The following is a 24,994-nucleotide window of genomic DNA, read 5'->3' as shown; positions in this document are numbered from 1 at the left end:
GCCAGATGGCTGCAGCCGACCCTTTTCTTTTCAATCCATTGACTGGGCCAGCTTCCCGCCGCAGTCCGTGACTCGATGTTCTGTCAGACCGCCTCTGCCTTCGGCGTCTCGGGCTGTGCGGCCTCTTCGTCGGCGGGGATCCTGAACCAGGCAACGTACAGTGCCGGCAGGAAGAGGAGCGTCAGCACGGTGCCGACTACGATGCCGCCCATCATGGCATAGGCCATGGGACCCCAGAAGACCTCACGCGAGATGGGGATCAGGGCCAGCGTCGCCGCCGCCGCGGTTAGCATGATCGGCCGCATGCGATGTTCCGTTGCCTCGACGACGGCGCGCCAGGGCGGCATGCCCTCGCTTCTCAACTGCTCGATCTGGACAACCAGGATGACCGAATTTCGGATCAGGATGCCGACCAGCGCCAGAATGCCGAGGATCGCAACAAAGCCCATCGGCGCATTGCTCAGCAACAGTGCCGCCACGACACCGATCAGCGCCAGCGGAGCGACGGCGAAGACCAGGAACAGGCGGCTGAAGCTCTGCAGCTGGATCATCAGGATCGTTGCCATGGCAAACAGCATCAGCGGAGCAACGGCGATGATCGGCCCCTGAGATTCGGCACTGGATTCGACCGAACCCCCGATTTCGACCGTGTAACCAACGGGCAGCGTCTTGGTGAAAGCCTCGACCTGCGGCTTCAGCTCTTCGACGATAGTCGCCGGCTGGGTGGACCCGATGACCGCCGCCTTGACGGTGATCGTCGGAATGCGGTCACGCCGCGCGATCAAGGGCTGTTCGAGTTCGTAGCGGAACTTGGCGACTGCCGACAACGGCACGGAATTGCCGCTGGAGCTCGGAAGCTGCAGGTTCTTCAGCGTTTCGATCGAGCCACGTTCGGAATCCTGGGCCCGCCCGATGACATCGATGAGGTAGATGTCATCCTTGACCTTGGTCGCGGACGAACCTTCCACGATCCCGTTGATGCCATTGGCGATATCACGGGAAGAAATGCCGAGCTGACGGGCCTTGTCCTGCAGCACGTCGATCTTGACCACGCGTGAGGGCTCGTTCCAGTCGAACGTCATGTTGGTCAGCTCGGGATGGCTGTTGACGATCGCGCCGAATTCACGCGCGAGGTCACGGACCTTCTGGATATCGGGTCCAGCGACACGATACTGGACCGGTTTGCCGACTGGCGGGCCGATATCGAGCAGCTTCACGAAGGCATCCGTTCCGGGGAAGGTCTTGGAGAGGTAGTCCTGCAGATCCGCCCGCACGCGATCTCGCGCTTCGAGATCCTTGGTCACGATCACGACCTGTCCCATCCATGCGGCCGGAGTCGAGACGTCATAGGACAGGATGAAACGTGGCGCGCCCTCGCCGACATAGCTCGACCAGTGGTCGATATCGGGGTTGCCGACCAGCTTTTCCTTCTCGAATTGGGAGATCTGGCGATTGGTCTCGGTAATCGTGCTGTTTTGCGGCAGTTCCCAGTCGACGATCAGTTCGGAGCGATCCGAGGCCGGGAAGAACTGCTGCTGCACGAGGCTCATGCCACCGATCGACACCGCGAAGGTCACGACGGTCGCAAGGATCGTCATCCATCGCCAGCGCATGGCAAGTGCGAGAAGCCACGCGAAGATGCTGGCGAAGCGGCCCTTCGTTTCGTGGTGAGACTTCATGGTCTTCGGCAGGATCGTCACACCGAGCAGCGGTGTGAAGAGAACGGCAACCACCCAGGACACGATCAACGATACGGCGATGACGACGAACAGCGTGAAGGTGAACTCGCCGGCGGCACTGTTGTTGAGGCCGATCGGGATGAAGCCCGCGACCGTGACCAGCGTTCCGGTCAGCATCGGGAAGGCGGTGGAGGTATAGACATGCGTCGCCGCACTCCGAAGCGTATCGCCGGCCTCCAGACGAGAGACCATCATCTCGACGGCGATCATGGCGTCGTCGACCAGCAGGCCAAGCGCGATGATCAAGGCCCCGAGCGAGATGCGCTGCAGCGAGATGCCCGTGTATTCCATGAAGACAAAGGTTATGGCGAGCACCAGCGGAATGGAAATCGCAACCACCAGTCCGGCCCTGACGCCAAGGCTGATGAAGCTGATGGCGAGAACGATGACGATCGCCTCGAACAGGGCCGTGGTGAAGCCCGAGACGGCCTCCTCAACCACCGCCGGCTGGTCGGACACGCGCTCGACATTGACGCCGATCGGCAGGTCGGCGACGACCCGGTCGAGCTGCGCATCGAGCTGTTCGCCGAAGGTCAGCAGGTTGGCGCCGGTTTTCATGCCGATGGCGAGGCCGATCGCGGGCTCGCCCTTGAACCGGAACAGCGAGGACGGCGGGTCGACATAACCGCGCTTGATCGTCGCGATGTCGGTGAGCGGGAAGAAGCGATCATTGATCCGCAGGTTGATCGCTTTCAGGCTCTCCTCGGAGGTGAACTGGCCGCTGACGCGAAGCGCGATGCGTTCGGCACCCGCCTCGACGACGCCCGATTGCGTGACGGCGTTCTGGGCCTGGAGCGTATCGATGATCTGCTGTTGGTCGATCCCAAGCGCTGCGATCTTGCGCGTAGAGAATTCGAGATAGATCACCTCGTCCTGTGCCCCGATAACGTCGATCTTGCCGACATTCGGAACGGTCAGCAGCTTGGCGCGGGCATCTTCGACGAGGTCGCGCATCTGGCGTTGGCTGAGGCCATCCGAGGTGAAGGCGTAGATATTGCCGTAGACGTCACCGAAGCTGTCGTTGAAAAAGGGTCCCAGCACGCCGCTTGGCAGATTGCCCTGGATGTCCGCGATCATGTTGCGGACCCGGACCCAGTTCTCCGTGACTTCGCTGGCTTTCGTGGACGACAGGAGTTCGACGAAGATCGTGGTCTGGCCGGCCTTGGTCACACTCTTCGTGTAATCGAGCGCATCGAGTTCCTCGAGCTTCTTCTCGATCCGGTCGGTGACCTGCAGAGTTACCTCCTCGGCAGAGGCGCCCGGCCATTGGGCATTGATGATCATCGTCTTGATCGTGAATGCCGGATCTTCCTCACGCCCCAGGTTCAGGTAGGAAAAGGTCCCGGCCAACACGAAGACGATCATGAAGTACCAGACGAGCGAACGGTGTTCGAGCGCCCAATCGGAGAGGTTGAAGGATTTCACTGGGTCATCTCCTGATCGACGCGGATGGACTGGCCTTCTTCGAGACTGTTGACGCCGGCAGTGACGATACGGTCACCGGCCTCCACCCCGGAGACCACGGCGACGCTGCCGCCGGCAGCCGGGGCTTCTTCGATGGTCACGGCGCGCGAGGCGACTGTCTTGCTCGTTGGATCGACGATCCAGACGGAGGTCTTGTTATCCTCGGTCCTGATGGCCGAGGCGGGCAGGCGAATGGCGGGTGCCGTTCCATTGCTGCTCGTTGCCGTGATCACGGAACCGAGCCGCATGACATCGGGCGGATCGATAAGGGTCAGTTTCGTGCGATAGGTGCGCGTGATCGCATCGGCCTGCGGCGCGATTTCGCGGACCACGGCCTTTGCGCGCAGTGTCGGGTCGAGTTGCAGGGCCACCTCGAAAGGCGCGCCCGCCTGCAAGCTTGCGCCCAGCACTTCTGGAACGTCGATGACGGCGTCACGCACCTCCGGCCGGGCAACCGTTGCGATCGCCTGACCAGCCGAGACGACCTGGCCGATCTCCGCGGACGTGGAGGTCACCACACCGTCGAACTCGGCGATAAGCTGCGCATAGCCGAGTTGCTCGGTTGCCTTGCCCAGATTGGCCTTGGCCTTGGCGACCGCCGCTTCGGCGGTCTTCAGCTCCAGTTGCGCCGTCTCGTACGCCGCCTTGGCGCCGGACTGCCTTTCGAACAGCGTCTTCTGGCGCTGCTCGGTGGTGATGGCATTGGCCAGTTGCGCCTCGCTGTTGGCGAGATCGGACTGGGCGCTCTTGACGGCGAGTTCGAGCGCCAGCGGATCGATGGCCGCGAGCACGTCACCCTTCTTCACGAGATCGCCTGTCTGCACGTTGCGCGCAACGACCCTGCCGAGGATGCGGAAGCCGAATTCGGTCTCGACGCGGGCCTCCACCGTTCCCGACAGGGACAGCTGAACGGCAGGCTCCATCTGGGCGACGAGGGAGAGCACCGGGCGGGGAGCGGTGGCCTCAGGCTCCTGCTCGCCTTGGCAGGCCGTAAGGGCGCTGCCGGCCAGGAGGAGCATGGCGAACTTCGAGAGCTTGTTCATTGGCCTGCTCCCTCAAATGCCACGACTTCGCCGTTGCTGATGAACTTGTTGCCGCTCGTCACGACGATGTCTCCCGGTGTGATGCCCGAGCTGACGGAGAGATATCCGTTGCCATAGGTGATGATGTCGACTGGACGCAGCGAGGCTTTCGACGTCTTGGGATCAACGACCCAGACGGCCGTGCGGCCCGCATCCGAGGCAATCGCAGACCAGGGAAGTCGGATTGCCGTCACCGGCTTATAGCGCGCCACCGCAATGACGGGGCTTCCAAGGCTGACCTTTGCGCCTTCTTCGACGCTGAACTTGACACGGATCGTGCCGGTGCTGCGGTCGATGGTCGGTGAAATCTCGCGCAATGTCCCCTTCAGCGGATCGCCACCGCTGAGCGGCACGATGTCGACCTCGCTCTCGAACTCACGACCGAAGCCGAGCAGCAGCGATTCGTCGACATTGAAGACGGCGTCCCGCGGTCCATCCTGGGCGAGCGTGAAAATCAATTGCGCGGCCTGTGCGACCTGGCCCACTTCGGCATTGCGTGTGGTAATCACGCCGTCCGCATCGGCCTTCAATTCGGTCTGGGCAAGGGTATCGCGGGCCGTGTCGGCCTGCGCCTGCGCCGAATCGACCGTCGCCTTTGCACGGAGCAGTGCTTCTCGCGCTTCATCCAGCGCCGCCTGTGTCGAAACACCGGTGGTAAAGAGACTTTCCTGGCGCTCCAGCGCCTGCTGCGCCTGGGTGCGCTGGGCCTCGGCAGATTGCAACGAGGCGAGTGCGACCTGCAGATCGGCCTCCTGCTCCTCGGCATCCATACGCGCCAAGACCTGACCCGCCTCGACCTTGTCGCCGACATCGGCCAGACGTTCGGTGATCCGTCCGCTGATCCGGAAAGACAATTCCGACTGGACGCGGGCGTTGATCTCGCCGGTGCTGGTAATGCTCTCCGACCAGGGCTCCGCCTTCACCGTGACGGTTTCCACCAGTCTGGCGGGCTTTTCGGCGGCGTCTTCGGTGGGAGCGCAGGCAATAAGGGAGGCGCAGGAGCACGCCACCATCAGGATTGAACGGAACCGTCGCATGGATGCCCCTTGAAGTTTGATGGTTCAGAGCTATATTTGAATGACCGGTTAGTCAATGAATTTTTGCGCAGCCTGCGGAACAAGGTATATTGATGCTGAACGAAAAGAAGTTAACGAGGGCCGCGCAAAAGGCGCTTCGACCCAAACAAATCCTCGATGCCGCCTTCGAAGAGTTTGTCGCCAATGGCTTCACCGCGACCCGGGTCGAAGATATCGCCGACCGGATAGGGGTGACCAAGGGCACGATTTACGTCTATTTCCCGACGAAGGAGGATCTCTTCTCGGCGATGATTGCGCATATTTCGGTGCCGCTCGAAGAGCTTCTCCGGAATATGGAGACGCTCAAGGGCGGCTATGCCGAGCGTCTGCGGTCCTTTCTGCTGCTCGCCTATGATCGCATCACCCAGGACCGCCGGGCGCGGGAACTTCTCCGCTTCGTCATCTCCGAAGGCGCGCGGTTCCCGCAGGTCATCGACATGCACCACGCAGAACTTGTCGACCCTCTCATCACGTGTACGCAAAGACTTCTGGAAGAGGGGGTCGCTGCCGGCGAATTCCGTGACTGCGAAGGCGCCAACGCCGAAATCATCGTCGCCCCGATCCTGGCGCTGATGATGGATCACCTGATCTTCGACGGCCGACGTTCGGTCGACATTGCCGCTTATGTGAGATCACATCTGGATTTGGTGTTCAACGGCCTCTCACCGCGAGGGGCGTAAGGGCGAGAGCGGGTCGTACCGACAGGTCGCGAGGACGCAAGCCACGGATTCGCGAACGACTGCGATTTGCGGGTGATGAAGTATATCGGCTGGGGAGGGGCGGAAAGAATGGTGCTGCTAGAGAGATTTGAACTCTCGGCCTCTCCCTTACCAAGGGAGTGCTCTACCCCTGAGCTATAGCAGCATCTGGCGGGCGACGCATGTGGTCGGCCCGGAACGAGGCGCCTATTGCCATAGAGTTTCGGGCAGCGCAAGCCGTAAAGCGTTTGTGTGGCCAAGTTTTGTGACGGGGGCGGAAGGGACTTTTCGATTTTTATCCGATCGGATATCACGCGCTCATGACAAATGACCCGGAAAACAAGGGCGAAGCGGACGAAGGCCGGCCCGAAGCCGCGCCGCTCGCCGATCGTGGAAAACGTGCGCTCTCCGACGCCGAACAGCGGCGGCGTGAACGCGCGGCGGCGAAACTCAGGGAAAATCTTGCCCGTCGCAAACAGCAGTCGCGGGCGCGGCGGGCCGGTGAGGCCGAAGACGGTGTGGGGCTGCCAGCGGCGCAGGCGACGTCGGTGGAGGCCGCGGCGGCGGGCGAGGGCGGTGATCGGGATGTGAGCAATGCCGATCCTGCCGCAAATTCGTCCAAACCCGGTGATTAACCGAGCGTTGCAGCGTCAATTGAACCCTCTGTACTTTTCGTCTAAAGAGCCAGCCTCGCCGGATTGGCTTCCCCTCACACCTTCTCAAGGAAAGGCGGGCATTTCTCGCCCGTATCGCAGGCTCTCATGGATCGCATCAGGATTGTTGGTGGCAATGCGTTGAACGGGATCATCCCGATCTCGGGCGCCAAGAACGCAGCGCTGCCCCTGATGATCGCCTCGCTTTTGACGTCCGATACGCTGACGCTCGAAAACGTGCCGCATCTCGCCGACGTCGAAGGCCTGATCCGCATTCTCGGTAATCATGGCGTCGATATCGCCGTCAACGGTCGCCGCGAGCATCAGGACGGTTCCTATTCGCGCACCGTGCATTTCACCTGCCGCACCGTGGCCGATACCACAGCACCTTACGAGCTGGTCTCGAAGATGCGCGCCAGCTTCTGGGTCATCGGCCCGTTGCTTGCCCGCGAAGGCCAGGCCCGAGTCTCGCTGCCGGGCGGTTGCGCCATCGGCACGCGTCCGGTCGATCTCTTCATCGAGGGCCTGACGGCGCTCGGCGCAGAGATGGAAATCGACGGCGGCTACATCAATGCCAAGGCGCCGAAGGGCGGCCTGATCGGGGCCCGCTACACCTTCCCGAAGGTCTCGGTCGGCGCGACCCATGTCATGCTGATGGCAGCTTCGCTCGCCCGCGGCACGACCGTGATCGGCAACGCCGCTCGCGAGCCTGAGGTCGTCGATCTCGCCAACTGCCTGAACGCCATGGGCGCGAAGATTTCAGGCGCCGGCACCTCCACCATCACGATCGAGGGCGTCACCAGCCTCTCGGGCGCGCGTCACCGCGTTCTGCCCGACCGCATCGAGACCGGCACCTATGCCATGGCTGTCGCCATGACTGGTGGCGATGTGACCCTGTCGGGCACCGACATCACGCTGCTCGACACCGCGATTGAGGCAATCCGTCGCGCCGGCGCCGAAGTCTCGGCCGTCGAGGGCGGCATCCGGGTCATCGGCCATGGCGATCAGATCCGCCCGGTCGATATCGTGACCGAACCTTTCCCGGGCTTCCCGACCGACCTGCAGGCGCAGTTCATGGGTCTGATGACCCGTGCGAACGGCGTCTCGCATGTTACCGAGACGATCTTTGAAAACCGCTTCATGCATGTGCAGGAACTGGCCCGCCTCGGCGCCAAGATCACGCTGTCGGGCCAGACCGCCCGCATCGAAGGCGTGACTCGCCTGCGTGGCGCTCCGGTCATGGCAACCGACCTACGCGCCTCGGTGTCGCTTGTCATCGCCGGTCTTGCTGCCGAAGGCGAAACCATGGTCAGCCGCGTCTATCACCTTGATCGCGGTTTCGAGCGGTTGGAAGAAAAGCTGACCCGCTGCGGCGCGATTGTTGAGCGCATCAGCGACTGAGCCTCGGCTCGGTCCCACTCTTTCGCAGCGATGCGGGGCGAAAAGTCTTTTTGCCCCGTTGCCACTGGACAAGCCGCAACCTATGTCGAAAACATGAAATTCGACGGGCACCGCCGAAAGGCGATACTGTGAGGTGACATGACGGACTTGAAACTGCTGGCGCTCGATGCCGATGATCTCGCGATCATCTCGGCCCATATGCAGGACGCCGTGTTCAAGGTCGGCGATCTGAGCTTCTCGGCTCGCTCCGGTCTTTTCTCGCTCGCGGCCAATCGCTTCGTCTGGGAAAAGGCGGCACGTGCCTCGAAGAGCTTCGAGCGCCGTCGTGCGGCTCTGAGCTTCAAGCGCGTCGAGGCAGTTCGCTCAATCGGTTTCGATCGCAGCAAGGCCGACGAAGTGATGAGCCTTCTCGCGATCCGTTACCTGCCGAAGGGCGAGGGGCCTGATGGTGTGGTCGAACTGCTGCTCGCCGGTGGCGGCACGATCGCGCTGGAAGTGGAATGCATCGAGGCCCAGCTGGCAGATACAGGCGGTGCCTGGGAAACGACGACACGGCCGGAACACGAAGCTGGCTGACAAGGCTGGCTCACGGGGCTGGCTGATGAGGCCGAGCGGCGCGCAATCGTCGCGGCTTGATTGAATTGAGACTGCTTGAGAGGGAATACGGGGCGTGGCAATCTGGCTGGATCAGGCATCGGGAGATTTCGAGGCGCGTTTTGCGGCCTTCCTGACGACCAAGCGTGAAGTCTCCGACGACGTCAACGATGTCGTGCGCAAGATCATCGATGATGTGCGTGCGCGTGGCGATGCGGCACTCGCAGACTATTCCAAACGTTTCGACGGCGTGGATTTTTCGACCGTTTCCATGCGGGTGACGGATGAAGAGATTGCAGCAGCACTCGCCTCTACGGCGCCTGAGCTGATTGACGCCCTGAAGCTTGCCGCCGAGCGCATCGAGCGTCATCACGCCCGCCAGATGCCGAAGGACGACATCTACGAAGACGCGATCGGCGTTGGTCTCGGTTCGCGCTGGACGGCGATCGATGCCGTCGGCCTTTACGTGCCGGGCGGCACGGCAAGCTATCCGAGCTCGGTGCTGATGAATGCGCTGCCGGCTAAGGTGGCAGGCGTTCCGCGCGTCGTCATGGTCGTCCCGGCAACCGGTGGCGCCATCAACCCGACGGTGCTGGCCGCAGCCAGCATTGCCGGAGTCACCGAGATCTACCGCATCGGCGGCGCCCAGGCGATTGCAGCCCTTGCCTATGGTACTGAAACGATCGCCCCGGTTGCCAAGATCGTTGGCCCGGGCAATGCCTATGTTGCGGCGGCCAAGCGCCACGTCTTTGGCACCGTCGGCATCGACATGATCGCCGGTCCCTCCGAAGTTCTCATCATTGCCGACAAGGACAATGATCCGGATTGGCTGGCGGCCGACCTTCTCGCCCAGGCGGAACATGATCCCGGCGCTCAGTCGATTGTCATCACCGATGACCGCGCCCTCGGCGAGGCAGTGGAGGCGGCCGTCGAGCGGCAGCTGAAATCCCTGCCGCGTGCCGAGACGGCGTCGGCCAGCTGGCGCGATTTCGGCGCGATCATCATGGTCGAGAAGCTCGAGGATTCGATACCTCTGGCCAACCGCATTGCCGCCGAACATCTGGAACTGGCCGTCGACGATCCGGAACCCCTGATCGAAGGCATCCGCAATGCCGGCGCAATCTTCGTCGGCCGCCATACGCCGGAAGTGATCGGCGACTATGTCGGCGGTTCGAACCATGTTCTGCCGACGGCGCGCTCAGCCCGCTTCTCCTCGGGGCTGGGAGTGCTGGACTATGTCAAGCGAACCTCGATCCTGCGGCTCGGGCCGGAGCAGTTGCGCAAGCTGGCACCGGCTGCGATTGCGCTCGCGAAATCGGAAGGGCTCGAAGCCCATGCCCGGTCAGTCGCCATTCGCCTCAATCTCGGGGACTAGCTCATGGCGGCGGGCGACTTCCGGCTCTCAGATGTCGTGCTGGACGAGACCATCGGGCGCTCGACCCCCGATGTCGAGCACGAGCGGGCTGTCGCCATCTTCGACCTGATCGAGGAAAACACGTTTGAGCCGGCAGGCCATCCTGGCGGCCCATACCATCTCTTTCTGTCGTTGATGGATCGCAAGCTCGTCTTCTCGATCAAGACGGAAGCCGGCGAGGATGTCGCCGTGCACATCCTGTCGCTGACGCCCCTGCAGCGGATCATCAAGGACTACTTCATGATCTGCGAAAGCTATTACGAGGCGATCCGCTCCTCGACCCCGTCGCAGATCGAGGCGATCGACATGGGCCGCCGCGGCATCCACAACGATGGCTCCCAGACGCTGATGGACAGGCTCTCTGGCAAGATCAAGATCGACTTCGATACGGCACGCCGCCTCTTCACGCTGGTCTGTGTTCTCTATTGGCGGGGCTAGGATCGATGAGCGAGGGCGCAGACGACAGCCGCCGTCCGTCGCGGCCCGGCGCGATCCTCTTCATGTGCGGCCAGAACGTCATCCGCAGCCCCATGGCCGAGGCGATTGCAAGACAGGCCCTGCCGTCCGGCACCTGGGTCGCCTCTGCCGGGGTGAAGAAGGGCGAGCGCGATCCCTTCGTCGATGTCGTGCTCGACGAGATCGGCCTGTCGCTCGGCCGCCGCCAGCCCCAGACGCTGGAGGATATGGAAGACGACTACTTCGACCTTGTGATTACCCTGACCCCAGAAGCCCATCACGCAGCGCTCGAATTGACGCGGTCTTCAGCGGTCGAGGTGGAATACTGGCCGATGCCGGATCCGACGGTCGAGACCGGCAGCCGCGAGCAGCGGCTTTCCGCCTATCGTGACGTGCGGGATCGCCTGACAAAGCTGATCCGCGACAGGTTGGTTCTCGCGCCGGATTAGGGGCGGTTTTGCCCCTCTTGAAACAAATTCCAAAAGCCGAATCTACAAGGTTCACAAATGCCGGGCGATTGTGTAGTTTCCGCCCACATTTTCGGGGCCCTTCGCGCGCCCCGCTTTAAAACCCCAGGAAAGACAACCGCTCTATGGCAAAAGAAGAAGTCCTCGAATTCCCCGGCGTCGTTACCGAATTGCTGCCGAACGCCACCTTCCGCGTAAAGCTCGAAAACGAACACGAAATCATTGCCCACACCGCCGGCCGCATGCGCAAGAACCGTATCCGCGTTCTCGCCGGCGATAAGGTCCTAGTCGAGATGACCCCTTACGACCTGACCAAGGGCCGTATCACCTACCGCTTCAAGTAAGCCTTAGGCCAAAAGCTGAGGCTTGAGGAGCGCGTTCGGATGGAATTGAGACAGAAGCTGATTTTGGCCTCCGGGTCGCCGCGCCGCGTGGATCTCCTCAAGCAGGCGGGCATCGAGCCCGCACGCCTGATGCCGATGGATCTCGACGAGACGCCGAAGAAATCAGAACATCCGCGCACGCTCGCCCGCCGCCTGTCCGCAGACAAGGCAGGTGCGGCCTATCAGCAGGTCCGCAAGGATCTGACCTGGGGCGGAAGTTACATCATCGCTGCCGACACCGTAGTCGCGGTCGGGCGCCGCATTCTGCCCAAGGCAGAACTCATGCAGGAGGCTTCCTCGGCGCTGCATCTTCTGTCGGGCCGCAGCCACTGGGTCTTCACAGGCGTTTGCCTGATCGCCCCCGATGGCAAGCTGCGCCAGAAGATCGTCGAGACCAAGGTCCGCTTCAAGCGCCTCTCCGGCTATGACATCGAATGCTACCTCGCCTCTGGCGAATGGCGCGGCAAGGCCGGTGCCTATGCCATCCAGGGCATCGCCGGCAGCTTCGTCCAGAAGATCGTCGGCTCCTACACCAATGTCGTCGGCCTGCCACTCTTCGAGACGCTGCAAATGCTCTCGGGCGAGGGCTATGACGTGCATACGGGCTGGACGGAGGGCTGACCATGGCGGAAGGAGACGAACAGCGGACCGCCAAGGTCGAGCCGCTGCGCAAGGCACTGCCTTGCCCCGAATGCCGTCGCCCCTCGACGCGCGAGAACTATCCCTTCTGCTCGGACCGCTGCCGCAATCTCGACCTGTCGCGCTGGCTGAAGGGCTCCTATGCCATTCCCGTGGCAGACGATGAAGCCAGGGCCGACGACGACTACCGCGACTGACGGCTCTAGCGCCCGGAAAGCCGGTCGCCCATCCTCTGCGATCCCTTTGTTCCCGCTCACCTTTCTGCGATTTTCACATCTTCTTCAAAAAAGTGGCCGAAGGCGCTGGACATGGCCGAACAAGATGTTATAACCCCGCTCGCTCCCGGGGAAATGCCCCGGCGGTCTTGAAATAAAGACCGGCAGGCTTTCAAAAAGCCGAGATGCCCGGATAGCTCAGTTGGTAGAGCAGCGGATTGAAAATCCGCGTGTCGGTGGTTCAAATCCGCCTCCGGGCACCATTTTTCTTGCCGACATAAGTCGAGGCAGATACTTAAGCCCTTTCGATAAACTGCGCATCGCCTAGTCGCGACAAAGGTGTGTGACATTGCGCATTAGGCGGGCTAGTTGCATGAAGCGAAGCAACTCATCCAATGCCTAACATGCAAAGCGTATCCCGGCCGATATGGGAGACAGGGTGTATGGCCTTGAGTTCGTATATCCTACTCTGAATTCCGCCGCGAAGTAGCCCTGGTCGCACTAAAGCCCACGACGGTTATGATACGTCCATCCCTTCGTGCCTGTCATCCTCCGTGATAAAGAAGCGCTAGGTGGAGTAACGTTCAATTTGGCAGCCTACAGGGAGGTGGTTGCGGGCTACTCACCCGTCCTAGCGCTCACTCTGGCAGGCATTTCGCGACATTGATGTATTGGATGCCCACCTGCATTAGGTTCCGCAGAGCCTCCTTCAGTTCCTCGTCATTGACCTCTTTTGGTGGCAGTGTGATGGGCGATTCCTGCAGGATGCGCAGGGCTAGGGCGAAGGCTTCCTGCATTTTGGCGATCAGAATACCCGTTGCCGCATCCAGCGGCTTATGCTCGCGCTGAACGCTGAACTGCTCGCCAAGGAACTCCATTCCAATCGCGCGGTCCTCGCACACGGCCGTGTTAAACCGTTCGAAAAGGAAGCGTTCCAAATCAGTTGTGATCCCGGCATCGATAAGCACATCGTCACGGGCCGGTGCGCGGGCCTCCATCGCCTGATCAATCCGGTTCGACTTTAGGACCACGAAGACGCTGGTATCCTGCTGCGCCTCGCGACTAGCGATGAAGTGCGCCGGACTACGGCCGGTGCCGGAGATGTCGGCGATGATCGTGCGGTGCCCTCGCAGCCCCGAGAAGTAGGCCGCATAGGCTGGGCTGTTGGCAAGAAAAAGGTCTCGTGACGAAGGAAAATAGTGCACAGCTAGCTTCCGGGGAAAAAGGCTGAGCATCCATTTCAGCAGATGGACCCACATGTTGGAATCTCGACCACACAACAGCAACGTGTCCGCCTGAACCGCATATGCCCGTCGGATCAGAAGCAGACTGGCGATTATTAGAAGCGGGATGTTCGCATCGTATTGAGCGAGTTGGGCTTGGCGTGCCGTTCTGTCAAAGGAAAAGCTTGTAAGTCTTGCTTTCCGGACCGCCTTCGCGAAGTCGGAGAGTCCGACAGAGCAAAGGACGGTCTCGCCCGTCGACCAGCCAGAGGTCGTAACGTGCTCGGCTTCAATCCCGGCCTTGCGGGCCTGTATGACATCGGAGTGGTGATTGTCGCCATAGTGGCGCAGGATACGATGCCGCGCTAGGATGGAAGGCCATATCGTGCCGTGATGTTTGCCGTGGTTGCTTACATAAATCTCTAGGCCCGGCAGCCCGCATTTCTTGTCCACTATTTTCCGCAGGAAGGATTGCGGCAGATACATATCGGAGATGATCAGATCGTCGTGACGCACTCGGGCGACCATTTCTTGAATTGGGAAGAGGTTCTCCCACTCTTCGGCAAGTTCCAGCATCTTCACCTGGTCTATTAGCTCGCCAGCCCAACCTGTGGCCCCCGCCAGCTTCGCGTAGATGTCGTCGAGTGTGTAGTTTCCGCTGCGCCAGAGATCCGCCTCAATATTCTGGCGTAACTTAGCAAAGCCGGGAGCCCGGGCCTTTGCTTCAACGATATGAAAAACTGCAAGTGGATCTACACAATACCGAGCTACGAGCGTGTCGAACAGGTCGAAGGTCTGCACAGCCGGCAAATCATCCCTAAGCGTCAGAGGTCTGAAGTAGTGTAGGCGCACCTCCTTCTGTAACAGAAAGGGTCCGACTATCTCTCGGCTGCCGTCAGCCGCTCCCATTAGAATTCCGATGCACGAGGGTGTCCCATCCTCCCGCAGAATTAACAGCTTGTCGTCATCTATGCGCCAGCCTGCCTCATTCGGATGCTTGTAGCCACCAATTCGGCCGTCCTTCTCGAAGGTGAGCGCGGGCGTTATCTGGTTGCGCTGCGGCCCCACTTCGAAACTGAATACATGCCGTGTAAGCCAATCGGCCGACAGGGAAGCTTTCTCAGGTGTGGGTGAGACGGGCGGTTCCATTTGCAAAGATATCAAGGGGGGGGCAGGCAGGTTCACAGGATCGCTCCGGGCTATTGCATCGACATCGGTGGCGTCCACCCGGAACGCTGCGGGCAGACGAATGTTGAAAGGCAAATGTTATCTTTTCTGGATCGCGATCATCTTGACCCGCCAGCTGTCGGTCCCGCCGCGCTCATCCCAATGCACAAACACGTTGGCGATCTGGGACTGAATCAGCTCGCGCCTTGCTTCGCTGAGGTGAGGGCTGTTCAGTACTCCTGTCAGAAGGTACTTCTGAAATACCTCTTCGGTCCTTGGGGTGGGAGGTAGAATATCGTCGACTTCTGTATTGTGCCAGTGAAGGTCTTCGATAACGTAGAATCCACCAGGTAGCAGTTTCTCGAAAAGCTCCGAAAAGGCGACTTGCTGGTGATATGGGCAATGTGACCCATCATCAACGATGATCTTGAGCGGCGGTGTATTACTCTTTACCGCCATCAGAGATTCGCGTGAGCCCGCATCACAATGGAAAAAGGTGAACCGTTCGCGTCCGTTCAGGGCCGAAAAGTCTGAGATGTCTACCCCATAGACATAGGCATTCGGAAAAAAGTTAAGCCACATCTCGACGGATGGCGCGCTCGCTGAAACACGGCTTGCAGCGAGCTGCTGGTTCTGCGGACCAATTTGAAGGCCAATCTCAAGCATATAAAACGGCTGCTCACGAAATCCGCCGAACAGGAACGAATAAAGCGGCGCGTAATTGTGCGCGTGGTGTACTACGTCCCCCTTGTCAGATCCAAAATGGTTGGCAAGTTTTGTCAGGTTCGGGGCAGGGGTTAACAAGTTATTTCTCCGTCTCTGGATCTACAGACTAATTTAAGCTTAGAGCCGTTGGGGATCAGCTTGATCCAATTTAACGGTTTGGTACTATGGAAAACTGCACAATTTCATCAAAGCCTGCAGATGCGCGGGAATAGAAGGCTTCGGCCTGGTCGATGGAAGATGCACAATTAATGTATTCACAGCGGTGGCGGCGAGATCTTCGGCAGGACGAAGTCTTCGCCGAGCAGGTGCAGCCACAGGCGCTCCAGGATGTATCCATAGACCGTCACACCGGATACGGTGTATTTCAGCATGGTGCTGAGCGCCTCCGGCGAGATCGCGGCCACGCGCTTGTTGCGCACCGCGAAGATCGCGCCGTACGAGAAGACGCCGATCGAGTGCTGGTCTGCCTTGGCGGCCAGTTCATCGAGCTTTGCAAGGCGCAGGAAGTGCGCCGCGATGTTGGTACCGTCAGGCAGTCCGCCGTGAATGACGCGGTAGACATTGCCCATGCCCCAGGCACCCTGGTCGACGAAATCGATCGGGCCCCATGTCAGCAGCGAGAAGCGCTCCACCCTGACCCGCGGGCGCCCGAACAGGCCGCGCTGGTATTCGGCCAGAAGCGTGGTCGGCGGGACCATTTTGTCCTCGAGCCATTGCCAGGACATGGGCTGCAAGTCCTGCCAATGCTTCCAGGTATGCAGAAGATTGATGAAGTCAGGGCTGTGCTCGAAGGGGTCGCCCTGCGCATAGACGGTGAAATCGTCGTTATCCTCGGTCTCATTCAGCATGTGATTGAGATAGGTTTCCGACTCCCGGCCCACATTCGGACGGTCGATGATCCGCGTGGCGCGCTGGATGATCTCCGGAGAGGTTATCGGTTCGCCTTTGTTGTAGATCACGACTTCGAAGTCGTTCGGGATCAGCTTGATCCACTCCAACGGTTCCGAGTAGCGGGCGAGTATCACGCGATTCATGAAAGGCCTCCGGTTATCGAGGCACCTGAGCGGAAGCTTCTCTAGCCCAACTGCGCAGATAGCAGCCCTTTCAGTCCCCAACAGCCGTAGTGCATCAGCAATCTTGTGCGTGGCTTGAACGGATGAGCAGCGGCAGCGGACTATACTCCCCAGTTAGCGAGAATACATCTTCGGTGCATAGGGCAGAAAGTTTGTGAGGATGTGCTCCGTGGCAAGCCTTCTGTAAAAGTTTGCTAACTAAAAAGTAGCTCCTTATCCGAGGCTGCGCCTTATACGATTGCACGCGTTGGCAGATCTTAGAGGTTTAGCCAGTGTTGACCGATCCTGATTTATGATTTACGACTGACGAAATTCAAAATTCGTCAGTCGTAAATCGCCATGACCCAAAATGCTTCGCCGTTACCCGATATAGCCGATACGTCCACCCGCATCCTTGAGGCTGCGGAGGCGCAGTTTCGTCACTATGGTTACAGCAAGACGACCGTCGCCGATGTGGCGAAGGAACTCGGCATGTCGCCAGCGAACATCTACCGCTTCTTCGGCTCCAAGGGCGAACTGCTGGAGGGCGTTTGCGCCCGCATGCTGCAACAGAGCCTGATGATCGCCAAGGCCGCGGCCGACCTCCCGGTCAGTGCCGAGGAGAGGCTGCGTCGCTACTCCATGAACCACTTCGAGTTCACCGTGTCGACCATGCTTGATGAGCGCAAGGTGCATGAAATGGTCGTGGTTGCCATTGAGCAGAGCTGGGGCGTCATCGACAAGCACATCGATGAAATCCAGGCCATCCTCACCGGCATCATCGCCGACGGCATGGAAAACGGCGAATTCGTCAAGGGCGATCCGGCCCATGTCGCCCGTTGCTTCGGCGCCGCAACCTCGCCTCTCCATCATCCCCAGATGGTGGCCCAATGCATCGGCAAGAGCAATCGGGCCGCCCCTGAAGACCTGACCGAATTCGCCATCCGAGCCCTCAAAGTCTGAGCCCCTCCGGGGAGGAACCACCATGTCCGCCAGCGTACGCCTTTCGTTGATTGCCCTGCCTCTGCTCGTCACCCTCGGTCTCACATCCTGTACCGAAGGAGGGGCGGAAGTTGTCCAGGAACCGAGCCTGAGGCCGGTCAAGGTGGTTGAGGTTCAGGCCCCGTCGACGGATCGGGAGCTGAAATACTCAGGCACGGTCAAGGCCCGCAGCGAAGCTGCCGCTGGCTTCCGGGTTGCCGGCAAGATCATCGAGCGCCTTGTCGATATCGGTGATCGCGTGGCGCCAGGCGACGTGCTCGCGCGCCTTGATGTTACCGACTATCAGCTCCAGATGCGCAGCGCCGAGGCAAGCCTGGCCGCCGCCGAGCGACAGCTCGAGACGGCAGATTTCGCCCTGAAGCGGGCGGATGCGCTCTATCGCCAGCAGGTCACCACCAAGGCACAGCTGGAACAGGCGCAGCTCACCTACAATCAGGCACTTGCGACGCGTGACAGCCAGCGCTCCTCTCTGGAGCAGGCCCGCAACCAGGTCGCCTATGGCGAGTTGAAGGCTGACAAGCCCGGCATCGTCACGACGATTGGTGCAGATGCTGGCCAGGTGGTTGCAGCGGGTAGCCCGGTGGTGACGGTCGCTGCGGACGGCGAGAAGGAAGTACTGATCGCCGTGCCGGAAAACGAGATCTTCGCCTTTGCCCCGGGCAAGAAGGTCGAGGTCGGTTTCTGGTCGAAGGATGGGCTCGCCCTCGATGGCACCGTCCGCGAGGTCGCTGGCAGCGCCGATGCCACGTCGCGCACCTTTGCGGTCCGTATCTCGCTGTCCGACAACCCGCAGATCCTGCTGGGCATGACCGCGCGCGTGACCGCGACTGCACCGTCGGACAAGAGCTTCTTCGAGCTGCCGCTCTCAGCGCTGACCCGCGATGGCGCAAATCAGACCATCGTCTGGACGGTCGACAAGATGGCAGCCACGGTGCATGCCCGCCCGGTCACCATCGACACCTTCTCCGACACGGGAATCCAGGTCTCCGCAGGCCTCAACCCGGGCGATCTCGTGGTCGTCGCCGGTACGCAGTTCATGACGGAAGACATGAAGGTGCGGCTTGCCGATGAAAACCTGCCGCAGGCAGCCGAGGCAGAGGCCGACGCAGCAAAGCCTGACGCCGCCACCCGCTGAGCCCAGCGCCCCTTTAGCTTCTGGATCCAGATATCATGACACACTCTCCTGCAGAGCCGGGCTCGTTCAACCTGTCCCGCTGGGCGATCGGCCATCCGAGCATCGCGCGCTTCCTCTTCGGCCTGATCCTGCTGACCGGCCTCTTCGGGCTGATGCGGATGGGGCAGAAGGAAGATCCCGATTTCACCTTCCGTGTGATGGTCGTTCAGGCCTTCTGGCCAGGCGCTTCGCTGACCGACATGCAGGATCAGGTGGTCAACAAGATCGAGCGCAAGCTGCAGGAAACGCCCTATCTCGACTGGGTGAAGTCCTACACGCGCCCGGGCTCCGCCATCATCACCCTGCAGGTCAAGGGCAACACGGATGCCAATGATGTGGCGGATGCCTTCTACCAGGTTCGCAAGAAGGTCGGCGATATCGAGAACGAGCTGCCGGAAGGGCTGCTCGGCCCTTACTTCAACGATGAATTCGGCGATACCTATATCACGCTTTATGCCCTGACCGGCGATGGCTACAGCTATCCGGAGCTGAAGCAATATGCCATCCAGGCCCGCGATGTGCTGCTCTCGACCCAGGGTGTCGAAAAGGCCGTTATCCTGGGCGACCAGCCACAGAAGATCTTCATCGAAGTCTCATCCAAGGCGCTGGCCGAGCGCGGCCTCACCTTCGCCGATCTGCAGAACGCGCTGGCCGGGCAAAATGCCATCGATGCGACAGGATCCATCGACACAGGGTCGCGCTCGGTGCGCATCTCGGTCGACGGTGGCTTCTCGGCGGCGGAGGACATTCGCGAACTTCGGCTGAATTCCGGCAGCCAGGTCACGCGCCTCGGCGACATCGCGACAGTGACAGAAGGTCTGGAAGATCCCTATCAGCGCAAATTCCGGTTCAACGGCAAGGATTCCGTCCAGGTCGGCGTGGTCATGGCCAAGGGCTTCAAGGTCACCGACGTTGGCGACGCTGTGGAGCAGACTTTGGAACGCTTCGAGGGCACCCTGCCGATCGGCCTCGAAGTCTCGCAGATTTCCAATCAGCCCGAAGTCGTGCGCGAAGCGATTGGCGAGTTCATGAAGGCCCTCGGAGAGGCGCTTCTGATCGTCCTCGTCGTCTCCTTCGTGTCGATCGGCTGGCGCTCGGGTCTGGTGATCGCGATCGCCATCCCGCTGGTGCTCGCGGCCACCTTCGCCGTGATGTACGAATTCGGCCTCGATCTGCAGCGCATCTCGCTCGGCGCCTTGATCATTGCGCTTGGGTTGCTCGTCGATGACGCCATGATCGTTGTCGAGATGATGGAGCGAAAGCTGGAGGAGGGGCTCAACAAGCTGGATGCGGCGAGTTTTGCCTATTCCTCGACAGCCTTCCCGATGCTGACCGGCACGTTGATCACCACGGCTGGCTTCATTCCCGTGGGCTTCGCTGAATCCACTGCCGGTGAATATGTCCGCTCGCTCTTCTACGTGGTCGGCATATCCCTGGTCATCTCCTGGTTTGTCGCGGTCTATTTCACGCCCTGGCTCGGCTACATGATCCTCAAGCAGAGGACGCATACCGGCGGCCATCACGACGCTTTCGACACAGCCTTTTACCGCCGCCTGCGTTCGGTCGTGTCCTGGGCCGTCGAGCATCGCATCATCGTCATCGGCTCGACGCTCGCAATCTTTGCGGTCAGTCTGTGGTCCTTCCAGTTCATCCCGAAGAACTTCTTCCCGCAGTCCTCGCGCCCGGAAATCCTGGTCGACATGTGGCTGCCCGAGGGCACCTCGATCAAGGAGGTTGAAGCCGAGGCGAAACGCCTGGAAACTGCTATCCTTGCCGATGAAGACCAGCGTTTTGTCGCGACCTATGTGGGCGAGGGCGCGCCGCGCTTCTTCCTGCCGCTCGACCAGCAGCTACGCAATCCGAACTATGCCCAGCTTCTGGTCATGGCGAGGGATGAAGAGGCCCGTGAAAGGCTGATTACCAAGCTCCGGATGATGCTTGCCGAAGAGTTCCCCTCGGTGCGTGGCAAGGTCGACCGGCTCTTCCTTGGCCCGCCGACGGGATGGGCCGTCCAGATGCGCGTGAGCGGTCCCGAGCGTGAGGAGGTGCGCCGCATCGCCGATCAGGTGAAGGCGCGGTTCAACCAGAACGAACTGCTGCAAGCCGTGCATGACGACTGGCTGGAGCCGGTTCCGTCGATGACGCTGGTCGTCGATCAGGATCGGGCCCGTGCGCTTGGCGTATCATCGCAGCGCCTGCGCCAGATGCTGCAGGCGACAATGAGCGGCGCGCCGCTGGCCGATGTCCGTGCGGGTGAAGAAACGATCTCGATCGTGGCGCGCGAGCCGGAGGAGAGCCGTCGCCTGTTGACGGCTGTGAACTCGATCTATGTGCCGACGGATCTGGGCGCTTTCATTCCGCTGTCGCAGATTGCCCGGGTCGTGCCGACGCTCGAGCAGGGCATCGAATGGCGGCGCAATCGTCTGCCGACGATCACCGTTCGTGCAACGCTGCCGGATGGCGTCCAGTCGAATGACGTGACCCTGAAGATGTTCTCGGAAATGCAGCCGCTGCGTGACAGCCTGCCCGCCGGCTATTCCATCGAGATCCAGGGTGGTGCGGAAGACAGTGCCGAGAGCCAGAACTCGATTGCGGCCAAGGCCCCGATCATGTTGCTCGTCATTGTCGTACTGCTGATGGTTCAGCTGCAGCATTTCGGCAAAGCGATGCTGGTGCTCGCCACCGGTCCGCTCGGGATCATCGGTGCTGCCGCTGCCTTGCTGATCTCGGGTTCCCCCTTCGGCTTCGTCGCGATCCTTGGCGTCATCGCTCTGCTCGGGATCATCATCCGTAATTCGATCATCCTGATCGATCAGATCGACCAGGATATCGCGGCCGGCATGGACCGACGAGAAGCGATCATTGGCTCGGCCGTGCGCCGTTTCCGCCCGATCATGCTGACGGCACTCACGGCGGTGCTCGCGCTCATCCCCATCTCTCGCGGCATCTTCTGGGGTCCGCTCGCCTACGCGATGATGGGCGGTATCCTGGTTGCGACTGTGCTCACCATTCTGGTGCTGCCGGCCGCCTATGCCTTCTTCTTCGGTCGCTCTCCCCACACAGCGTGACCGAAAGAGAGGAGGAGGGGTTCCCCAAGTCCCTCCTCCTCTCCCCCTTGATTCACAGGGCGGACGCCCGTCCGATATGTTCTTTTTTTTGATCGGTTGATAAGTTTTTGTCGCGTTGCTACATCGGCACCGTCAGGCAATCATGAGTTTTCTTTTTGCGACTCGCAAAGCCTGAGGCCTTGATTCTGCGGCACTATCTTGAATCGCTAACTTTTGATGGCTTCATTAGCTGATCGCCATTGCGACAAAATTTCCGCACTGCATCGAAGCCATTGTGGCGAAAACCAGACCAATTCTGTGACGGAATTGAGCCGAATCTCTCTTTACAACGTTTCCGAAGGCGATAAGACACTGCGTCAGTGATCAGATGGATGGTCTTTGCCGCTTGTCAGTTTACGACGCGCGACTGCCGTCCTTCGATCGCCGGAAGACCGGTTGAAACCCGACCTTCTCAAAACACGGGCGCGATCCACGCGCCGCGGGACCAAAAGAACCGGCGAAGGCATCTGCCTTTCGCCTTTGGGAGACTGCTCATGAAAACCAAGTTCGCACTTGCCGCCGCAGCACTTGCCGCGGCCACCTTCCTGTCGGGCGCTGCCAGCGCCAAGACCTTTGTCTACTGCTCGGAAGGTTCGCCTGAGGGCTTCGACCCCGGCATGTACACCGCCGGCACCACCTTCGATGCCTCTGCGCATCCGATCTACAGCCGCCTGATGGAATTCAAGCCTGGCACGACCGAAGCTGAAGCCGGCCTGGCCGAGAGCTACGAAGTCAACGCTGAAGGCACCGAATATACCTTCAAGCTGCGTTCGGGCGTCAAGTTCCACACCACCGAGTTCTTCACCCCGTCGCGCGAATTCAACGCTGACGACGTCGTGTTCTCGCTGGAGCGTCAGTTGAAGGCTGATCATCCGTGGAACCAGTATGTTGCTGGCTCCTCCTGGGAATATGCCGCAGGCATGGGCTTCCCGGAACTGATCAAGTCGATCGAAAAGGTCGACGACATGACGGTCAAGATCACGCTCAACAAGCCGGAAGCGCCGTTCCTCGCAAACCTCGCAATGCCGTTCGCATCGATCGTGTCGAAGGAATATGCAGACAAGCTCGAAGCTGAAGGCAAGAAGGAACAGCTGAACCAGATGCCGGTCGGCACGGGTCCGTTCTCCTTCGTCGGCTACCAGCAGGACGCCGTCATCCGCTACAAGAAGAACGCCGACTACTGGGGTGGCGCACCGAAGATCGACGATCTCGTCTTCGCGATCACCACGGACGCCGCCGTTCGTTACCAGAAGCTCAAGGCTGGCGAATGCCACCTGATGCCGTTCCCGAACGCTGCCGACGTTGAGACCATGAAGTCCGACCCGGCTCTGACGGTTATGGAGCAGGAAGGCCTGAACGTGGCTTACCTCGCCTACAACACGACCCAGGCTCCGTTCGACAAGCCGGAAGTCCGCAAGGCTCTGAACAAGGCGATCAACAAGGAAGCCATCGTCGACGCCGTATTCCAGGGCATGGCGACACCGGCTAAGAACCCGATCCCGCCGACGATGTGGTCCTACAACCAGGCGACCCAGGACGATGCATACGATCTGGATGCTGCCAAGAAGGAACTCGAAGCAGCCGGCGTTACCGGTCTGTCGATGAAGATCTGGGCCATGCCGGTTTCGCGTCCGTACATGCTGAACGCACGTCGCGCCGCTGAAATCATGCAGGACGACTTCGCCAAGATCGGCGTCACCGTCGAGATCGTTTCCTACGAGTGGGCCGAATACCTCGACCGTTCGAAGGCCAAGGATCGTGACGGCGCCGTCATGCTCGGCTGGACCGGCGACAACGGCGACCCGGACAACTTCCTCGACACGCTGCTCGGCTGCGAAGCCGTTGGCGGCAACAACCGTGCTCAGTGGTGCAACGAGGAGTTCAACGCCCTGGTGAAGAAGGCCAAGGTCACCTCTGACCAGGCCGAGCGCGCCAAGCTCTACGAAGAAGCACAGGTCGTCTTCAAGCGCGAAGCACCCTGGGCCACGATCGACCATTCGCTCTCGATCGTCCCGATGCGCAAGGAAGTCTCTGGCTTCGTTCAGAGCCCGCTTGGCGACTTCACCTTCGAAAACGTCGACATCGCCGAGTAATCGAAACACGCAATCTTTCGCCGCGGGCCTTGGCCCGCGGCGTTTGTCGTTGATGCAAGACCAATCTCGCGTCATGCTCGAAAGCTCAGGTGAAGCATTTCGGGTAACCACAGACGGCCTTGGTGCCGCGGTTCGACCTCCCTTAAACAACAGGTCTCACACATGTTTGGCTTTCTCCTGCGACGGCTCGCCGTCTTGATCCCGACCTTTATCGGCGTCTCGATCATTGCCTTCGCCTTCATCCGGCTTCTGCCGGGCGATCCGGTCGCGCTGCTGTCTGGCGAGCGCGTCATGTCGCCCGAGCGCCATGCGCAGATCAGCGCCCAGCTCGGCCTCGACCGTCCGCTCGTGGTCCAGTATTTCGATTATCTCGGCGGCGTCCTGACCGGTGACTTCGGCACTTCGATCGTCTCGAAGAGCCCGATCATCGACCAGTTCTTCGCGCTGTTTCCGGCCACCGTTGAATTGTCGCTCTGTGCGATCCTGCTGGCCGTCGCGATCGGCGTTCCCGCCGGCATCATCGCTGCCATCAAGCGCGGCTCCGTCTTCGACCAGACCATGATGGGCATTGCGCTCGTCGGCTACTCCATGCCGATCTTCTGGTGGGGCCTTCTCTTGATGATCCTGTTCTCCGGCATCCTGCAATGGACACCGGTATCGGGCCGTATCTCGCTGATGTTCTTCTTCCCCCCGGTCACGGGCTTCATGCTGATCGACAGCCTGCTGTCGGGTCAGAAGGGCGCCTTCGGCTCGGCCGTCAGCCACCTAATCCTGCCCTCGATCGTGCTGGCCACCATCCCGCTCGCCGTCATCGCGCGCCAGACCCGCTCGGCCATGCTCGAGGTGCTGTCGGAAGACTATATCCGCACAGCACGGGCCAAGGGCCTTTCGCCCTTCCGCGTCGTCGGTCTGCATGCACTGCGCAACGCCATGATCCCGGTCATCACCACGATCGGTCTGCAGATCGGCGTCATGCTCGCAGGTGCCATCCTCACCGAGACGATCTTCTCCTGGCCGGGCATCGGCAAGTGGATGGTCGACAGTGTGTTCCGCCGTGACTACCCGGTCATCCAGGGAGGCCTCCTCCTGATCGCCGGCATTATCATGGTCGTGAACCTCATCGTTGACCTGCTCTACGGCCTGATCAACCCGCGCATCCGCCACTAGAA

General features: G+C 60.7%; 21 protein-coding genes and 2 tRNA genes. 16 read left to right on the top strand and 7 right to left on the bottom strand.

What is annotated here, in order from left to right; genetic code table 11:
- Nucleotides 1-83: 83 nt before the first annotated feature.
- Genes AC02Y0_RS16130 through AC02Y0_RS16120 form a run of 3 tightly spaced genes read right to left on the bottom strand, consistent with a single transcriptional unit; the run spans nt 84 to nt 5,322 of the window.
- Nucleotides 84-3,164 carry an efflux RND transporter permease subunit gene (locus tag AC02Y0_RS16130; RefSeq protein ID WP_476379874.1) on the bottom strand — a complete coding sequence of 1,027 codons (3,081 nt, stop codon included), beginning with the start codon at nt 3,162-3,164 and terminating at the stop codon, nt 84-86.
- Complete coding sequence (locus AC02Y0_RS16125) at nt 3,161-4,246, bottom strand: efflux RND transporter periplasmic adaptor subunit (protein WP_476379873.1); 1,086 nt, start codon at nt 4,244-4,246, stop codon at nt 3,161-3,163. Before AC02Y0_RS16125 ends, AC02Y0_RS16130 begins: the two co-directional genes overlap by 4 nt.
- On the bottom strand, nt 4,243-5,322 hold the full coding sequence (locus AC02Y0_RS16120) for an efflux RND transporter periplasmic adaptor subunit (protein ID WP_476379872.1): 1,080 nt from the start codon (nt 5,320-5,322) through the stop codon (nt 4,243-4,245). Before AC02Y0_RS16120 ends, AC02Y0_RS16125 begins: the two co-directional genes overlap by 4 nt.
- A gap of 92 nt (nt 5,323-5,414) precedes the next feature.
- On the opposite strand from AC02Y0_RS16120, the gene AC02Y0_RS16115 reads away from it, so the two are divergent.
- The gene (locus AC02Y0_RS16115; protein ID WP_476379871.1) at nt 5,415-6,041 is read left to right on the top strand and encodes a TetR/AcrR family transcriptional regulator; all 627 of its coding nucleotides are present in this window, start codon (nt 5,415-5,417) and stop codon (nt 6,039-6,041) included.
- Nucleotides 6,042-6,150: 109 nt separating this feature from the next.
- On the opposite strand, the gene AC02Y0_RS16110 is transcribed toward AC02Y0_RS16115, so the two are convergent.
- A tRNA-Thr gene (locus tag AC02Y0_RS16110) sits at nt 6,151-6,225 on the bottom strand.
- A gap of 154 nt (nt 6,226-6,379) precedes the next feature.
- Between AC02Y0_RS16110 and AC02Y0_RS16105 the strand changes: the two genes are divergently transcribed.
- The 10 genes from AC02Y0_RS16105 to AC02Y0_RS16060 all read left to right on the top strand — a co-directional run bounded on the left by AC02Y0_RS16105 (nt 6,380) and on the right by AC02Y0_RS16060 (nt 12,544).
- A complete protein-coding gene (locus tag AC02Y0_RS16105) occupies nt 6,380-6,694 on the top strand; it encodes a hypothetical protein (protein WP_476379870.1) in 315 nt (104 codons plus the stop codon).
- A gap of 126 nt (nt 6,695-6,820) precedes the next feature.
- Complete coding sequence (murA, locus tag AC02Y0_RS16100) at nt 6,821-8,113, top strand: UDP-N-acetylglucosamine 1-carboxyvinyltransferase (RefSeq protein WP_102019027.1); 1,293 nt, start codon at nt 6,821-6,823, stop codon at nt 8,111-8,113.
- 138 nt (nt 8,114-8,251) lie between these two features.
- A complete protein-coding gene (locus tag AC02Y0_RS16095) occupies nt 8,252-8,689 on the top strand; it encodes a DUF2948 family protein (protein ID WP_476379869.1) in 438 nt (145 codons plus the stop codon).
- Nucleotides 8,690-8,783: 94 nt separating this feature from the next.
- Nucleotides 8,784-10,082 (top strand): histidinol dehydrogenase, encoded by a 1,299-nt coding sequence (hisD, locus tag AC02Y0_RS16090; protein WP_476379867.1) that lies wholly within the window; start codon nt 8,784-8,786, stop codon nt 10,080-10,082.
- Between the two features lie 3 nt (nt 10,083-10,085).
- A complete protein-coding gene (locus AC02Y0_RS16085; RefSeq protein WP_102019030.1) occupies nt 10,086-10,559 on the top strand; it encodes a UPF0262 family protein in 474 nt (157 codons plus the stop codon).
- A 5-nt stretch (nt 10,560-10,564) separates the two neighbouring features.
- Entirely contained in the window at nt 10,565-11,026 is a 462-nt protein-coding gene (locus tag AC02Y0_RS16080) for an arsenate-mycothiol transferase ArsC (RefSeq protein WP_102019031.1), read from the top strand.
- A 143-nt stretch (nt 11,027-11,169) separates the two neighbouring features.
- Nucleotides 11,170-11,388 (top strand): translation initiation factor IF-1, encoded by a 219-nt coding sequence (infA, locus tag AC02Y0_RS16075; RefSeq protein WP_004435948.1) that lies wholly within the window; start codon nt 11,170-11,172, stop codon nt 11,386-11,388.
- A 39-nt stretch (nt 11,389-11,427) separates the two neighbouring features.
- Nucleotides 11,428-12,048, top strand: a complete 621-nt coding sequence (locus AC02Y0_RS16070; RefSeq protein WP_102019032.1) for a Maf-like protein — start codon at nt 11,428-11,430, stop codon at nt 12,046-12,048.
- 2 nt (nt 12,049-12,050) lie between these two features.
- Nucleotides 12,051-12,263: a DNA gyrase inhibitor YacG gene (yacG, locus tag AC02Y0_RS16065; protein ID WP_476379866.1), complete on the top strand. Its 213-nt coding sequence runs from the start codon at nt 12,051-12,053 to the stop codon at nt 12,261-12,263.
- A 205-nt stretch (nt 12,264-12,468) separates the two neighbouring features.
- Nucleotides 12,469-12,544 (top strand) — tRNA-Phe (locus tag AC02Y0_RS16060).
- A 375-nt stretch (nt 12,545-12,919) separates the two neighbouring features.
- Here the strand turns inward: AC02Y0_RS16060 and AC02Y0_RS16055 are convergent.
- The 3 genes from AC02Y0_RS16055 to AC02Y0_RS16045 all read right to left on the bottom strand — a co-directional run bounded on the left by AC02Y0_RS16055 (nt 12,920) and on the right by AC02Y0_RS16045 (nt 16,431).
- Nucleotides 12,920-14,767: a hypothetical protein gene (locus AC02Y0_RS16055; protein ID WP_476379865.1), complete on the bottom strand. Its 1,848-nt coding sequence runs from the start codon at nt 14,765-14,767 to the stop codon at nt 12,920-12,922.
- A 3-nt stretch (nt 14,768-14,770) separates the two neighbouring features.
- The gene (locus AC02Y0_RS16050; protein ID WP_476379864.1) at nt 14,771-15,475 is read right to left on the bottom strand and encodes a hypothetical protein; all 705 of its coding nucleotides are present in this window, start codon (nt 15,473-15,475) and stop codon (nt 14,771-14,773) included.
- 176 nt (nt 15,476-15,651) lie between these two features.
- Entirely contained in the window at nt 15,652-16,431 is a 780-nt protein-coding gene (locus AC02Y0_RS16045; RefSeq protein ID WP_476379863.1) for a hypothetical protein, read from the bottom strand.
- A 378-nt stretch (nt 16,432-16,809) separates the two neighbouring features.
- Between AC02Y0_RS16045 and AC02Y0_RS16040 the strand changes: the two genes are divergently transcribed.
- The 5 genes from AC02Y0_RS16040 (at nt 16,810) to AC02Y0_RS16020 (ending at nt 24,992) form a co-directional block, all read left to right on the top strand.
- A complete protein-coding gene (locus tag AC02Y0_RS16040) occupies nt 16,810-17,412 on the top strand; it encodes a TetR/AcrR family transcriptional regulator (protein ID WP_476379862.1) in 603 nt (200 codons plus the stop codon).
- Nucleotides 17,413-17,434: 22 nt separating this feature from the next.
- Nucleotides 17,435-18,586 (top strand): efflux RND transporter periplasmic adaptor subunit, encoded by a 1,152-nt coding sequence (locus AC02Y0_RS16035; protein WP_476379860.1) that lies wholly within the window; start codon nt 17,435-17,437, stop codon nt 18,584-18,586.
- A 35-nt stretch (nt 18,587-18,621) separates the two neighbouring features.
- Entirely contained in the window at nt 18,622-21,693 is a 3,072-nt protein-coding gene (locus AC02Y0_RS16030) for an efflux RND transporter permease subunit (protein WP_476379859.1), read from the top strand.
- A 533-nt stretch (nt 21,694-22,226) separates the two neighbouring features.
- Entirely contained in the window at nt 22,227-23,825 is a 1,599-nt protein-coding gene (locus AC02Y0_RS16025; RefSeq protein WP_476379858.1) for an ABC transporter substrate-binding protein, read from the top strand.
- A 162-nt stretch (nt 23,826-23,987) separates the two neighbouring features.
- Nucleotides 23,988-24,992, top strand: coding sequence for an ABC transporter permease subunit (locus AC02Y0_RS16020; RefSeq protein ID WP_102019044.1), 1,005 nt, complete (start codon nt 23,988-23,990; stop codon nt 24,990-24,992).
- Nucleotides 24,993-24,994 lie beyond the last annotated feature (2 nt).

The sequence above is a fragment of the Allorhizobium sp. nf9_anc genome (genome assembly GCF_056323085.1).
This window is presented reverse-complemented; position numbering and strand designations above follow the sequence as displayed.

Bases quoted from the DNA above. Each gene is read 5' to 3' on its own strand.
- AC02Y0_RS16125 (WP_476379873.1), bottom strand. From the start codon at position 4,246: ATGAACAAGCTCTCGAAGTTCGCCATGCTCCTCCTGGCCGGCAGCGCC.
- AC02Y0_RS16120 (WP_476379872.1), bottom strand. From the start codon at position 5,322: ATGCGACGGTTCCGTTCAATCCTGATGGTGGCGTGCTCCTGCGCCTCC.
- AC02Y0_RS16115 (WP_476379871.1), top strand. From the start codon at position 5,415: ATGCTGAACGAAAAGAAGTTAACGAGGGCCGCGCAAAAGGCGCTTCGA.
- AC02Y0_RS16105 (WP_476379870.1), top strand. From the start codon at position 6,380: ATGACAAATGACCCGGAAAACAAGGGCGAAGCGGACGAAGGCCGGCCC.
- murA (WP_102019027.1), top strand. From the start codon at position 6,821: ATGGATCGCATCAGGATTGTTGGTGGCAATGCGTTGAACGGGATCATC.
- AC02Y0_RS16095 (WP_476379869.1), top strand. From the start codon at position 8,252: ATGACGGACTTGAAACTGCTGGCGCTCGATGCCGATGATCTCGCGATC.
- AC02Y0_RS16085 (WP_102019030.1), top strand. From the start codon at position 10,086: ATGGCGGCGGGCGACTTCCGGCTCTCAGATGTCGTGCTGGACGAGACC.
- AC02Y0_RS16080 (WP_102019031.1), top strand. From the start codon at position 10,565: ATGAGCGAGGGCGCAGACGACAGCCGCCGTCCGTCGCGGCCCGGCGCG.
- infA (WP_004435948.1), top strand. From the start codon at position 11,170: ATGGCAAAAGAAGAAGTCCTCGAATTCCCCGGCGTCGTTACCGAATTG.
- AC02Y0_RS16070 (WP_102019032.1), top strand. From the start codon at position 11,428: ATGGAATTGAGACAGAAGCTGATTTTGGCCTCCGGGTCGCCGCGCCGC.
- yacG (WP_476379866.1), top strand. From the start codon at position 12,051: ATGGCGGAAGGAGACGAACAGCGGACCGCCAAGGTCGAGCCGCTGCGC.
- AC02Y0_RS16045 (WP_476379863.1), bottom strand. From the start codon at position 16,431: ATGAATCGCGTGATACTCGCCCGCTACTCGGAACCGTTGGAGTGGATC.
- AC02Y0_RS16040 (WP_476379862.1), top strand. From the start codon at position 16,810: ATGACCCAAAATGCTTCGCCGTTACCCGATATAGCCGATACGTCCACC.
- AC02Y0_RS16035 (WP_476379860.1), top strand. From the start codon at position 17,435: ATGTCCGCCAGCGTACGCCTTTCGTTGATTGCCCTGCCTCTGCTCGTC.
- AC02Y0_RS16030 (WP_476379859.1), top strand. From the start codon at position 18,622: ATGACACACTCTCCTGCAGAGCCGGGCTCGTTCAACCTGTCCCGCTGG.
- AC02Y0_RS16025 (WP_476379858.1), top strand. From the start codon at position 22,227: ATGAAAACCAAGTTCGCACTTGCCGCCGCAGCACTTGCCGCGGCCACC.
- AC02Y0_RS16020 (WP_102019044.1), top strand. From the start codon at position 23,988: ATGTTTGGCTTTCTCCTGCGACGGCTCGCCGTCTTGATCCCGACCTTT.